The sequence below is a fragment of the Pseudomonas sp. CFBP 5748 genome (genome assembly GCF_053850495.1).
Genome location: NZ_JBSPTN010000005.1, coordinates 109,524 through 121,744, shown reverse-complemented (window position 1 = coordinate 121,744; position 12,221 = coordinate 109,524). Strand labels below are relative to the sequence as shown.

Sequence of the window (12,221 nt, the reverse complement as noted above, 5' to 3'; positions counted from 1 at the left end):
GAAAAGGTAGGTGCTACAAATCGTAAGTAAAGGATTCGACGTAGGTATTGCCCGCCGCCGGCTTGCCCGCGCCTTCAGTCGTCAGAGGCACGACGACATCGGCCCGAGCATCGCGTTTGTCCTCCACGGCACTGTCGATACGGATTTGATACCCGGCGTCGATCAGGGTGTCTGCCAGCTCGACGCTGACTTTGAGCGTGTCTCCACTGCCGACACTGGCGCCGCTGACGCCGTCGAACTCGCTCGGGCTCATCTTGCTGCCACGGGCCCAGTCGGCCAGGTGCTTGTAGTACTTGGCCTTCTTGCCGGCCACCCAGAGGGTTTTCTGATATTGGCCGCTGGCGTCCGTGAGGTAGATCGCCAGGTAGGCATCATTTCCGCTGTAGCGCTTGAGCGCGGTCGTCAGCGTCACCTCACGGGCCTGAGCCAGCCCCGGCAGGACGATGGCGCCAGCGAGGCAGGTTGCAGCGATAATCTTTTTCATGGGGTTGTCCTTTTGATCGTTAGGTCCAGAGCCTGTACCGGCTTGCTGACAGCAACCTGAAAGGCCGGGCAAGCGTGTCGAAATGTCACGGTGTGGTCGCACGGTCGAGGTAATCCCTGGCGTCGTCATCGTCGCGGAAGTAGATCTCAAGCTTGCGCAGATGCAGCGACGCCGGTGAGTAACGGGCTTCGATGACATTGCCTTTGCGGTCCAGGCCCTTGAGCTTGTAGCAACCGTCATCGACCTTGATGCGCTGCACGCTCCAGCCGTGTCGCTGTTCTACCTGCTGGCGCAAGGTTTCCCGTGGTTGCCAGTCGCTGACCGGTTCGCTGCAATCGTCATCGGCCAAGGCGTAGCCGTTGATCAGCACACTCACCAGCGCGGTGCTGGCGATAAAGCCTGGTTTCATGATCTGTCTCCTGCCGGGGTTTCTTCGTTGGCATACCCTACGGTGCATTCCTGACAACCAGCTGAATCTTCAGATTCACGTCAGGTAAGGCGGATAAGGTGCTGCACGACCACCATCACAGGAGCTGCCAGATGCGGGTTTTATTGGTTGAGGACGCGCCAAGGTTGGGGGAGGCGGTGCGCGAACAGATCGCCGATGACGGCCACGCCGTCGATTGGGTGCAATGCCTGGCTCATGCGCGCAACAGCGTACGCACGACCCCTTACGACCTGATCCTGCTCGACTTGATGCTGCCGGACGGTCGCGGACTGGATTTCCTGCGCCAGCAACGTGGTGCAGGGGATGCGACCCCGGTGATCATCCTGACCGCCCAGGACCAGATATCCGATCGCATCGCCGGGCTCAATGCCGGAGCCGATGACTATCTGGTCAAGCCGTTCGACCTGTTTGAGCTCTCGGCCCGTGTGGCGGCGGTGGCCCGTCGGTACAGTGGCAACCCCAACCCGCAGATCAGAATCGGCGAGCTGCACATCGACATGAGTGCTCGGACGGTCCAGCGGGCCGGTGTGTCCGTGGACCTGACGGCGCGGGAATGGGCGTTGTTCGAGGCATTCGTCCAGCGTCCCGGCGCGTTGCTGTCCAAGACGCAACTCGAAGAGCGCCTGTATGCCTTCGGCGCGGAGATCGAGAGCAACACGATCGAGGTCTATATCAGCCGGCTGCGCAAGAAGCTGGGTCGCGACTTCATTGAAACCGTGCGTGGCATGGGCTATCGGTTGATATCCCCATGAGTGCCTCGTTCAGCCTGCAAAAACGCCTTTGCCTGGGATTGACACTGGGCATGACTGTGCTTTGGCTTGCCGCGACCGTCGGCACATGGCGGGTGGTGCAGCATGAGTTGGATGAGATGTTTGACAGTGCGCTGGCGGAGACCGCGCAGCGGATCCTGCCCTTGGCCGTGCTGGAAATCAGTAATCGTGAAGATGCGGATAAGGCGCAACTGGTGGCCGCGCTGAAAATGCACAAAGAATACCTGACCTACTTGGTCCGCGATGCCCAGGGCAGGATCCTGATGCAGTCCCACGATGCCAATCCGAAAATCTTCAGCAAACAACCGATTGAAGGCTTCTCCACCACTGGAAAATACCGTCTGTATGGCGCCAGTGCGCTGCGCGAGTCGGTGTTCATCGAAATCGCCGAGCCCCTTGGGCATCGCCGTGAGGCTGCACGGGAAGCTTTGTTGGCCTTGCTCTTGCCGTTATTGGCGTTGATACCCGTCAGCCTGTTGGGCACCTGGTTGTTCGTACGCATGAGCCTGCGCAGTGTGCTGGCCTATCGGCGTGCCGTGGAGACCCGTGGCGCGGGCGATCTGTCGCCGATCAAGGTGTCGCACCTGCCGGCGGAAATCAGCCCGTTGGCGGATGCGGTCAACCATTTGCTCAAGCGCTTGCGCAAGGCCTTGGAGGCCGAGCGCAGCTTTACCGCCAACAGCGCCCATGAATTGCGCACGCCATTGGCCGCGACCTTGGCCCAGGTCCAGCGCCTGCGCCATGAAGCGCCCGAGGGCCCGTTGCGGCTGCGTGCGGCGAAAATCGAACACTCGCTACGCGAATTGGCGCGGCTCTCGGAAAAACTCATGCAACTGGCCAAGGCCGAGGGCGGAGGACTGTTGTCGGAGGCGCCCCAGGACCTCATTCCGTTGCTGGCCCATGTGGTCGATGAGTGGCGTCACAGCAGTGATCGGCAGATCGAGCTGCAGCTTCCTACGCAGGCCAGTGTGTACTCGACCATTGACCCGGACGCTTTTGGGATCCTTTTGCGCAACCTGATCGAAAATGCCTTGAAGTACGGTGCGGCCGCTCAACCCATTGAAGTCAGCCTCTCTGGCCAGGCGTTGCTACGGGTGGTCAACGGCGGGCCTGTGGTGCCGGAACCCGTATTGCAGCAGTTGACCGAACGTTTCGTGCGCGGTCAGAGTGAAGTCAGCGGGGCGGGGTTGGGTTTGGCGATTGTCAAAACGATTGTGCAAGGGGTGAACGGACGAATCATGCTGGCATCACCGGCAAAAGGCCGGCAGGACGGATTCGAAGTCGGCGTCTGGTTACCGCTCGCCTCGACGATCGAAGGTTGAACAGCAGGCTTGGCCTGCCATGCGCTCGCGTGTTGGGCGTTGGTTTTATCGCCAGGAGAAGGGCGGGCCTGAGCCCGCCCCCAAGTTATTGCTTGCCACTCCCCAGCGGTGGTGTCCGAGGTGGGATCATCCGTTTGGATCCCATCGACTCAAACGCCGAAGCCAATTGCAACAGCGTCGAATCGTCATAGGCGCGTCCGGCAAAGGTCAACCCGACAGGCATGCCGATGTCCGCCATGATGCCCATCGGCACTGTCACGGTGGGTACGCCCAGGTGGCGGATGGCGAGGTTGCCGTTGGCGACCCACACGCCATTGCTCCAGGCAATATCGGCAGACACCGGATTGATATCGGCATCTGCCGGCCCGACATCGGCAACGGTGGGGAAGATCACCGCATTCAGGCCAAGCCGATCCATCCAGTCTTCAAGATCGATTCGCCGGGTTTCTTCGAGTCCGCGCAGTCCATCGGGCAGGGTCGGGATCTGGTCCCAAGGCGTGATGCCCCGCTGGGCCATCTTCACGTATTCATCCATGCCGGCGGCAAGATCGTCCTCCCGGTTGGGCAGGGTGCCAGGGTCGTGGGGGAAGATCTTCGGTCCGTCGACATCGGCCAGACGATTCAAGTTCGGATCGCCGTTGGCCCGCAGGAAATCATCGAACGCCCAGGCCGACAGGTCCCACAGCTCGTGGTGCATGAACGCCTTGGATACCAGGCCACGAGTAAATACCGTCGGGGCACCGGGGCGATCGCCTTCGCAGTTGGACACCAGCGGGAAATCCACCTCGACCACTTCGGCACCACAGGCTTCGAGAGCCTTGCGGGCCTCTTTCCAGAGGTCGATCACCGAGGCACGGGTGATGATTCGCTGCCCTGTCGGACCACCAATGCCGGGCGTGTCCGCCGTACCCGCATCTGGGTCGGCGTTGATGTACATGCGCGGAACACCGAAGCGAATGCCCGCGAGTGCACCGATGCCACTGGCAAGGCTCGGATATGAGGCGGGACGAACCGAGTCGACGCTGGGAATCGGTACCCAGGGTTGCAGGCGCCACAGATCGCCACGGGTGTCAGGGTCGTTTGCCACCACTACGTCCAGCACTTCGAGAAGATCAGCCATGGTCCTGGCGTAGGGCACGACAACGTCCATCGTCGGGGTCAACGGCCAGTTGCCGCGCACCGAGATCACGCCACGCGAAGGGGTGTAGGCGCACAAACCATTGTTCGACGCCGGGCCGCGTCCACTGGACCAGGTTTCTTCTGCGAGGCCAAATGCGGCAAAACTGGCCGCGGTTGCCGTACCCGCACCATTCGAGGAGCCCGAGGCAAACGGTGCGGTGAGGTAAGCGCCGTTATATGGACTCTCCGCACGGCCATAGACCCCGCGTTGCATACCGCCATTGGCCATGGGCGGCATATTGGTCTTGCCCAGGCAGATCGCCCCGGCGGCGCGAAGTCGTTCGATGGTGAACGCATCACGGTAGGCCACCAGGTCCTTGAACGCCGGGCTTCCGGAAGCGGCGGTGAGGCCCTTGACCAGATAACTGTCCTTGGCCGTATAGGGGATGCCGTCGAGCGGACCCAGGGTCTGGCCCTTGGCCCTACGGGTATCGGACGCCTGCGCTTGCTCCAGCGCATCGGGGTTGCGAACCACCACGGCGTTGAGGGCGGTGGGCGTGTCGGGGCCGTCGTAGGCATCGATCCGGGCGAGATAGGCCTGGACCAGCTCGACCGCAGTCGTCTGGCCGGACTCGAGGGCCGCACGCAGTTGGGCAATGGAGACTTCGGTGATTTCGATCATGCTATTACCGTCGCGGCAGAGGGATGACAGTGCAGGGCCGTACAAAATCAGATCCTGGCATCTCAAAGTGGATATTTATCGGCTTTTGCCCACTGTACTACGCCTGCAGTCTGAGGGTCTATTCGGTAATGGATTCTTCACCACTGGTCCACAAGGTACTCGGTTCATTCTTGACAACGATCCAGCCTGAGCAAATACTCGCCACCCATATTCATATATATGACTAGATAACAAGGTGAATAAGGTCAATGAACTCTCTCTCCAGCGATGTCCGCTTGCCGCTTTATCAACGTCTGCGCGACCAATTGGCCGAACAGATCGCCAACAACCGCTGGCGTCCGGGGGAGGCGATTCCTACCGAGGCCGCGCTTTCGGCGGAATACCAACTGTCCACCGGCACCGTGCGCAAAGCGGTCGATGCGCTGGTCAGCGAGGGCGTGCTGGAGCGCCAGCAAGGCCGCGGCACCTTCATTCGCCGGCCTCAGTTTCAGTCCTCGCTGTTCCGTTTCTTCCGGTTTCAAACCGCTGCCGGTGAACGCCGGGTGCCGGAGAGCCGCATCTTGTCTATCGAGCCAGTGCCGGCACCCTCGGCAGTCGCCCAGGCGCTGGGGCTGCCGGGCGACGCACCGGTGATTCGTATCGTGCGTGTGCGTCTGCTGGATGTGAAGCCGGTGCTCGCCGAAGAAATCTGGTTGCCGCGTAGCCGCTTCCAACCGTTGCTCGAGATCGACTTGAGTCAGAAAGGGCCATTGCTTTACCCCATCTATGAAGAAACCTGCGGCCAGGTTGTCGCCTATGCCGAAGAAACCCTCACCGCCGAATCGGTGAATGAGGTGCACGCGCGATTGCTGCAGGTACCGGTCAACAGTCCGGTGGTGGTGATCGAGCGCCTGGCGCGTGATTACGCCGGCACCCCCCTGGAGTGGCGTCGCTCTCGCGGGCATGCCGAGCATTTCCGCTACAGCGTGGAAATTCGCTGACCCATGCCGGGTTGACGGAGCGTTCAGCGGCCCGTCGGTGGCCGCTGTTTTAACCATTGTGTTTGCCATGACTGGCCCTGCAGCGGCGCGGTTCGCTCTCGGCTGCCTTTCGTTCCATTTATAAGGATAAAAATCATGTTCAGTTGGTATCGCCAAGTCACTGCGCGGGAGCGCAAAACGTTTTGGGCCTGCTTCGGCGGATGGTCCCTTGACGCACTCGAAGTACAAATGTTCGGCCTGGCGATTCCGGCATTGATCGCCGCGTTCGCCTTGAGCAAGGGCGATGCGGGGCTGATCAGCGGCGTGACCCTGGTCACCTCGGCCATTGGTGGCTGGGTCGGTGGCACGCTGTCGGATCGCTACGGTCGGGTGCGCACGCTGCAGTGGATGATTTTGTGGTTCTCGTGCTTCACCTTCCTGTCCGCATTCGTCACCGGTTTTCATCAGTTGTTGATCGTCAAGGCGCTACAGGGGTTCGGGATCGGTGGGGAATGGGCCGCCGGTGCGGTATTGATGGCCGAGACCATCAATCCCAAGTATCGCGGCAAGGTCATGGGCACGGTACAAAGCGCCTGGGCAGTGGGTTGGGGGCTGGCGGTCGGGGTCTTCACGCTGATCTATTCTTTTGTGCCACAAGACATGGCCTGGCGGGTGATGTTCATCGTTGGCCTGCTGCCGTCGTTCCTGATCATCTGGGTGCGTCGCAACGTGGAGGAGCCCGACAGCTTCCAGCGTCTGCAAAAAGACAAAGTCATCCCGCAAAGTTTTTTCAAGTCCCTGGCCGGCATTTTTCGCCCTGAACTGATCCGCGTGACGTTGTTTGGCGGGCTGTTGGGGCTGGGCGCCCACGGCGGTTATCACGCGGTGATGACCTGGCTGCCGACCTTCCTCAAGACCGAGCGCAACCTGTCGGTGCTCAACTCTGGCGGCTACCTGGCTGTGATCATCTTTGCCTTCTGGTGTGGCTGCGTGGTCAGTGGCTTGTTGATCGATCGCATAGGCCGGCGCAAAAACATCGTGCTGTTCGCGTTGTGCTGCGTGGTGACCGTGCAGTGCTATGTATTCCTGCCACTGACCAACACTCAGATGCTGTTCCTGGGCTTCCCGCTCGGTTTCTTCGCCGCCGGCATTCCGGCCAGCCTCGGAGCGCTGTTCAACGAGTTGTACCCGGCGGATGTCCGCGGTGCCGGCGTGGGGTTCTGCTACAACTTTGGCCGCGTGCTCTCGGCGCTGTTTCCGTTCCTGGTCGGTCACATGAGCGACTCCATGTCGTTGGGTTCGGCCATCGGCATCGATGCCGGGATCGCCTATGGCGTAGCCGTGATCGCGGCGCTGTGTTTGCCGGAAACCCGAGGCCGCAGCCTTGAAGCCTCGGCGGCATCGGTGCAAACCTCTGCCGGCGGGACCGAGAGCGCCCGAGCCTGATGACTTTCACCTCGATAGATGAAACCCATGCTTGATACCTGTTCCAAGCCGATCACCGGCATCGATGCCCACGCTCATGTGTTCAGCCGTGAGCTGAAGCTGGCCACTGCACGGCGTTATACCCCCGACTATGACGCCACGCTTGCGCAGTACCTCGAACACCTGCAAACCCATGGCCTGAGCCATGGCGTATTGGTGCAGCCGAGCTTTCTCGGTACCGATAACCGCTACCTGCTGGCGGCATTGCGGCAGGCTCCGGAGCAATTGCGCGGGGTCGTGGTGCTGGAGCGAGACGTCAGCCGCACCGTGTTGGACGACATGGCCCGGCTGGGCGTGGTCGGCGTGCGTCTGAACCTGATGGGCAAAGCCTTGCCTGACTTTCGCGACGCCGTCTGGAGAGATTTTTTCGGCCACCTCGCTGAGTTGGATTGGCATGTCGAGTTGCACCGCCATGCCGAGGATTTGCCAGGGTTGATTCGTCAGTTGATGCCCTTTGGCATCAAGCTGGTGATCGATCACTTCGGCCGTCCTGATGCGCGGTTGGGCACCGATCAACCAGGTTTTGCTGAGTTGATCGAGTTGGGGCTGAGCGGGCGAGTGTGGATGAAGGTTTCCGGTATCTATCGGTTGGCCGGGACGGATCAACAGAACCTGGAATTCGCCCGGGCTTCGCTGTCCCTGCTGGAGCAGAGTTTCGGCCCGCACCGTTTGGTATGGGGCAGCGACTGGCCACATACGCAGCATGAAAAAGACGTCGGGTTCGATACGGTGATAAGCCAGTTGCAAGCCTTGCAGTGCTCGGCGCCGCTTAAGCATGCATTGCTGGTAGAGGCCCCCCGGTCGTTGTTCAGGTTTTGAAGAGCAGGGCGCCGATCAAGAGTTGGGGCATGATTTCAATTATTGAGCCAGGGTCGAGGTTGTCTGGACGCTTGTTTCCTGGCGTCAAAACATATTTCCTCCGTGGCGTATCAAGCGCTCAACCTGGCAGCCGATACCCTTGTAGGTCCGATTAATTTCCGGGTTCGCTGAGGGTACGTCATGTTTAATAAGAATCTAAAAACTGAACTGGCGGCTAGGACAGCCGAATTGGCAACATACAAGGGATTAGTCGGCGCTCTCGAACGGTCGATGGCCGTTATCGAGTTCAGCCCGGATGGCAAGGTCCTGCGCGCCAACGAAAACTTCTTGAAAACCATGGGCTACCGCGCCGAGCAGTTGGCGGGGCTGTCCCATCGGGATTTCTGTACCCCCGCGCTGGCAGGCAGTGCCGAGTACCGTGAGTTCTGGAGTCAGCTGCGGGCCGGTCAATTCGTTTCCGGCACTTTTCAGCGACGCACCTCCCAGGGCCAGAACGTGTGGCTGGAGGCCAGTTATAACCCTGTAATGGATGAGCAAGGCCGCGTGGCAAAAGTCGTCAAGTACGCACTCGACGTCACTGCCCGGGTCGTCAGTGAGGCAGAAACACGCGGCAGTCTTACAGCACTCGATCGGGCGATGGCGGTGATCGAGTTCGATTTGAGCGGTAACGTCTTGACCGCCAATGATAACTTCCTCCATACCTTGAATTATTCGCTGGCCGAGATCAAAGGCAAACACCACCGGATGTTTTGCGAGCCGAACCTGGTCAGCAGTGCTGAGTACAGTGATTTCTGGCGTCGCCTGAATGCCGGTGAGTTTTTTAGCGGTCAATTCAAGCGCCTGGGCAAGCACGGCAAGGTTGTTTGGCTGGAGGCAAGCTACAACCCGGTCTACGATGCCGAAGGCAAACTGAGCAAGATCGTGAAGTTTGCCAGTGACATCACCGAGCGGGTAGAGAAGTTCGAAGAGGACTCCCGCGGCGCCTCCCGCGCTTATCATATCTCCGCCGAGACTGAGAAAGTCGCCGAACAGGGCGCGCAGGTCATCCAGCAGACGGCCAAGGAAATGCGCCAGATCGCCGACAACATCGGGGCATCCGGGCGTCTGGTCGGGCAGTTGGGGGCTCGTTCAGAAGAAATCACCGCCATCGTCAATACCATTCGCGGCATTGCTGACCAGACCAACCTGCTTGCGCTTAACGCGGCAATCGAGGCCGCGCGGGCAGGGGACCAGGGCAGGGGGTTTGCGGTGGTCGCCGACGAAGTCCGGCAGTTGGCTGGGCGTACAAGCCGTTCGACAGCCGAAATTTCCGAGATGATCGGCATGATCCTGTCCGAAACCCGCGACGCAGTCGCGAGCATGAGCGTCACCCACGAAGGCGCGCTGCGGGGCGTCACGCTGGCAGACCAGGCGGGTTCGGTCATCCTGCAAATCAGGGCTGGGACGACGGATGCACTCGAAGCGGTGAGCATGTTCGCGTCCAAGCTCGATGAGTCCGAAGTGATACCCAAGACGGCCGTTGGCTGGGTCGGCTGAACCCGCGTTCTTCCAGGTCGATCCAGGATTCTGGGTCGACCGCGAGGTTCATATACACCCTCATTCCCTGTGGGAGCGGGCTTGCTCGCGATAGCGGTGGGTCAGCTTGCAGGGATTTTCGACACGTCGAGTTGCACCCTGGGTCCATCGGCCTTGACCAATTCCAGCAATACCGCGCGCAGCTCCGGCGGTCGCACCGGCTTGGCCAACACCGCGATGTTCAGGCTTTGCAGGGATTCGCGTATCCGCGCTATCTCATGCCCGGTAATGACCAGCGCCGGGACTTCCCAACCGCGTTGCTCGCGTATGACCGCGATACACTCGGCTCCTGAAACCTTCGTACCCAGGTCGAAGTCGGCGATGATGATGTCGCAATCGCTGGCCAGCCCTTGGTCGTCGCTGTGGGTTTGCACCTTGCAACCCCATTTTTCCAGCAGCACCGAGGTCGCCATCAAGACGTTGGCATCGTCTTCTACCAGGCATACCCGCAACCCGTTCAGTCGGCTGTGGACCGTCTTCAGCTTGGGCGTCAGGATCTTCGGAGTAGCTTGCTCCAGGCCGCTGATCGCCACCTTGGTGCCGTGTCCGACCCGGGAATGGATGTGCACATCGACCTCAAGTAACTGGCTGATGCGCTTGACGATGGACAGCCCAAGCCCCAACCCTTCGACATCCTTGTCGCGTACGTGGCGCACTCGGTAAAACTCCTTGAACACCTCGGGCAAATGCTCGGCGGCGATACCCCGTCCCTTGTCGTAGATCACCACGGCCAGCCCCGTTCCCTGGCGGCGTACGCCGATTAATACCGGTTGGCCTGGGGCATATTTGAGAGCGTTGGACAGCAGGTTCTGAACCATGGTGGTCAGCAGTCCCGGGTTGACGTTGACCCAGTAAGGGCTGGCACGCAAGCGCAGCTCAACCCCCGCCCAGCGTGCCGCCTCGGTGTTCTGTTTGACGACGTCCTGCAGCAGCTCGCCCAAGTGAACCGTATCGGACTGTGGCACCAGTTTGCCGTGGTCCAGGGTGTAGATATCGAGGATCGAGCGAAACAGCTGCGACACGGTGTGCAGCGAACGGTCGATGTTATCCACCAGCCGCAACTCTTCCACGCCTAGCTTGGCGTCACGCAGGCAGGCGGTGAACAGGCCAATGGAGTGGATCGGTTGGCGCAGGTCATGGCTGGCCTGGGCGAGGAAACGAGATTTCTCCTGGTTGGCCGTGATCGCCTCTTCGGAGGCAATCCGCGTACGCTTGAGCAGAGTGTGCGCATAGGCCGGCACCACGACGGTGGTCACGATTAGCATCAGGAACAGGTACGGCTGGGTCCGCCAGAATGGATTGAGCCAGAAAATCAGCACCAATACCGACAGTGCGATGACGGTCGCCAGTGCCAGGTAGCGGGAGCCGAAGCGCACACCGTTGCCCAGCGTTACCCAGAGCAGCGCCGCGTAAATGGGCAATGCACCTTCACCCCCCAGCACCATGGCAAACGCAATGCCGGCGTAGTCATGGAGCATGGTGAACAGGCGCCGCCAGAAGAAGTGCCCCGGCTTGCGCTGGATAAGCAAGCGCAGGAACACCGACGCAATGATGAACGTCACGATGTAAATGATGATCGGCGTGTAGGCCGCGGCGTCATCGGTCTCGATGCTGGCCAGGATGATGATGTACAACAGCGCACAGGCACTGACGATCAGCCGTACCGTAGCCTGATTGAGTTCGCTGTTCTTTTCCACTGACCTTCAACCTTATGACCGGGTGGATTGAGCGCAGGTACTGGGAAAGGGTGAATCAGGCCGACTCGGCTATCCACCAGGCCGATCAGGCCAGTGGGCATGCCGAGTCGGCGAGTTGTCTTGAACCTTAATAGACTCGGTAATATTTCACCACATCGTCGACGAAATAGATCGTCAGTACCGTCCCCTGGGCCTGGCCCTGGGACGTGTTGGTGCCGGTTGCACTGCTGACGTCACTGGCCACCTTTTGCACTTTGGCGATTTGTGCCGATGCGTCATACATCTTCATGCGCGTCTCGTCCGACACATATTTGTTAGCCAACTTCATATACCTGTCGAGACCCTCTTCTTGCTTGGCGTAAGTCCAATTCGACTCGTTGCTGGTACTTGTCGAGTTGAGTTCTTGAGTCGAGGGGGCGCCGAACATTTGGGTAATCTGAGTTTTGGTCGTCTTGCCGGGATAAATCGTCTGTTTTAGATAAGTGACATCGAATTTCTTGGCGCCTGAGTTCAAGGCGCTCAAGGAATTCAACGAGTTCAAGGAATTCATTAAGTCGCCCGTGTTTGTACAGCCGCTGATGAGTCCAGCCAGCACGCACAGCGCTATTCCATTTTTTAGTGTTTTTCCATGATTGAAGGACATAGAGACTTACCTTGAGTGATTGTTTTCAGGACCGTTCCATTCTTCGACCGAACAAGCGGTGAAGTTGGCCCAGCGTTGCGCAGCCAATCGATCTGTTTAACCCAATAGGGCCCGCAAGCCACAAAGCATCGATACGCGCGGTCGCCTGCCCGGCGTATGGCTCATTTATTGTCTAAGTATTTGGACTGCTCGCGTCAGCCTTAATAGAGCACTCACAG

General features: G+C 59.8%; 11 protein-coding genes and 1 pseudogene. 7 read left to right on the top strand and 5 right to left on the bottom strand.

Features of this window, described 5'->3' with window-relative positions; translation table 11 throughout:
* Positions 1-13 precede the first annotated feature (13 nt).
* Together ACWNZ1_RS13165 and ACWNZ1_RS13160 are read right to left on the bottom strand one after the other, a co-directional pair.
* Positions 14-484 carry a DUF2271 domain-containing protein gene (locus tag ACWNZ1_RS13165; protein WP_135845822.1) on the bottom strand — a complete coding sequence of 157 codons (471 nt, stop codon included), beginning with the start codon at positions 482-484 and terminating at the stop codon, positions 14-16.
* 85 nt (positions 485-569) lie between these two features.
* Positions 570-893, bottom strand: a complete 324-nt coding sequence (locus tag ACWNZ1_RS13160) for a PepSY domain-containing protein (RefSeq protein WP_135845821.1) — start codon at positions 891-893, stop codon at positions 570-572.
* Between the two features lie 131 nt (positions 894-1,024).
* Between ACWNZ1_RS13160 and ACWNZ1_RS13155 the strand changes: the two genes are divergently transcribed.
* Positions 1,025-1,684, top strand: a complete 660-nt coding sequence (locus ACWNZ1_RS13155) for a response regulator transcription factor (RefSeq protein WP_135845820.1) — start codon at positions 1,025-1,027, stop codon at positions 1,682-1,684.
* Positions 1,681-3,024, top strand: coding sequence for a sensor histidine kinase (locus ACWNZ1_RS13150; protein WP_135845819.1), 1,344 nt, complete (start codon positions 1,681-1,683; stop codon positions 3,022-3,024). The genes ACWNZ1_RS13155 and ACWNZ1_RS13150 overlap by 4 nt, the downstream gene beginning before the upstream one ends.
* 85 nt (positions 3,025-3,109) lie before the next feature.
* On the opposite strand, the gene ACWNZ1_RS13145 is transcribed toward ACWNZ1_RS13150, so the two are convergent.
* Positions 3,110-4,825: an amidase gene (locus ACWNZ1_RS13145; protein ID WP_280944075.1), complete on the bottom strand. Its 1,716-nt coding sequence runs from the start codon at positions 4,823-4,825 to the stop codon at positions 3,110-3,112.
* Between the two features lie 248 nt (positions 4,826-5,073).
* Here ACWNZ1_RS13145 and ACWNZ1_RS13140 point away from each other — a divergent pair, with 248 nt between their 5' ends.
* The 5 genes and pseudogenes from ACWNZ1_RS13140 (at position 5,074) to ACWNZ1_RS13120 (ending at position 9,624) form a co-directional block, all read left to right on the top strand.
* Positions 5,074-5,805, top strand: coding sequence for a GntR family transcriptional regulator (locus ACWNZ1_RS13140; RefSeq protein WP_135845817.1), 732 nt, complete (start codon positions 5,074-5,076; stop codon positions 5,803-5,805).
* Positions 5,806-5,940: 135 nt separating this feature from the next.
* Positions 5,941-7,230, top strand: a complete 1,290-nt coding sequence (locus ACWNZ1_RS13135) for an MFS transporter (RefSeq protein ID WP_135845816.1) — start codon at positions 5,941-5,943, stop codon at positions 7,228-7,230.
* Positions 7,231-7,257: 27 nt separating this feature from the next.
* A complete protein-coding gene (locus tag ACWNZ1_RS13130) occupies positions 7,258-8,088 on the top strand; it encodes an amidohydrolase family protein (protein WP_456027687.1) in 831 nt (276 codons plus the stop codon).
* Between the two features lie 180 nt (positions 8,089-8,268).
* Positions 8,269-9,036: pseudogene (locus ACWNZ1_RS13125) on the top strand (PAS domain-containing protein); the annotation flags it as partial.
* Positions 9,010-9,624: a methyl-accepting chemotaxis protein gene (locus ACWNZ1_RS13120; RefSeq protein ID WP_238346761.1), complete on the top strand. Its 615-nt coding sequence runs from the start codon at positions 9,010-9,012 to the stop codon at positions 9,622-9,624. The pseudogene ACWNZ1_RS13125 and the gene ACWNZ1_RS13120, both read left to right, overlap by 27 nt.
* A 101-nt stretch (positions 9,625-9,725) precedes the next feature.
* Here the strand turns inward: ACWNZ1_RS13120 and ACWNZ1_RS13115 are convergent, their stop codons facing one another.
* Both ACWNZ1_RS13115 and ACWNZ1_RS13110 read right to left on the bottom strand, forming a co-directional pair.
* Positions 9,726-11,360, bottom strand: coding sequence for an ATP-binding response regulator (locus ACWNZ1_RS13115; protein ID WP_280944072.1), 1,635 nt, complete (start codon positions 11,358-11,360; stop codon positions 9,726-9,728).
* Between the two features lie 127 nt (positions 11,361-11,487).
* The gene (locus ACWNZ1_RS13110; RefSeq protein ID WP_456027686.1) at positions 11,488-12,003 is read right to left on the bottom strand and encodes a hypothetical protein; all 516 of its coding nucleotides are present in this window, start codon (positions 12,001-12,003) and stop codon (positions 11,488-11,490) included.
* Between the last annotated feature and the right edge of the window lie 218 nt (positions 12,004-12,221).

Excerpts from the sequence above, each read along its gene's own strand:
- ACWNZ1_RS13160 (WP_135845821.1), bottom strand. The coding sequence starts at position 893 with ATGAAACCAGGCTTTATCGCCAGCACCGCGCTGGTGAGTGTGCTGATC.
- ACWNZ1_RS13165 (WP_135845822.1), bottom strand. The coding sequence starts at position 484 with ATGAAAAAGATTATCGCTGCAACCTGCCTCGCTGGCGCCATCGTCCTG.
- ACWNZ1_RS13135 (WP_135845816.1), top strand. The coding sequence starts at position 5,941 with ATGTTCAGTTGGTATCGCCAAGTCACTGCGCGGGAGCGCAAAACGTTT.
- ACWNZ1_RS13110 (WP_456027686.1), bottom strand. The coding sequence starts at position 12,003 with ATGTCCTTCAATCATGGAAAAACACTAAAAAATGGAATAGCGCTGTGC.
- ACWNZ1_RS13150 (WP_135845819.1), top strand. The coding sequence starts at position 1,681 with ATGAGTGCCTCGTTCAGCCTGCAAAAACGCCTTTGCCTGGGATTGACA.
- ACWNZ1_RS13145 (WP_280944075.1), bottom strand. The coding sequence starts at position 4,825 with ATGATCGAAATCACCGAAGTCTCCATTGCCCAACTGCGTGCGGCCCTC.
- ACWNZ1_RS13155 (WP_135845820.1), top strand. The coding sequence starts at position 1,025 with ATGCGGGTTTTATTGGTTGAGGACGCGCCAAGGTTGGGGGAGGCGGTG.
- ACWNZ1_RS13130 (WP_456027687.1), top strand. The coding sequence starts at position 7,258 with ATGCTTGATACCTGTTCCAAGCCGATCACCGGCATCGATGCCCACGCT.
- ACWNZ1_RS13140 (WP_135845817.1), top strand. The coding sequence starts at position 5,074 with ATGAACTCTCTCTCCAGCGATGTCCGCTTGCCGCTTTATCAACGTCTG.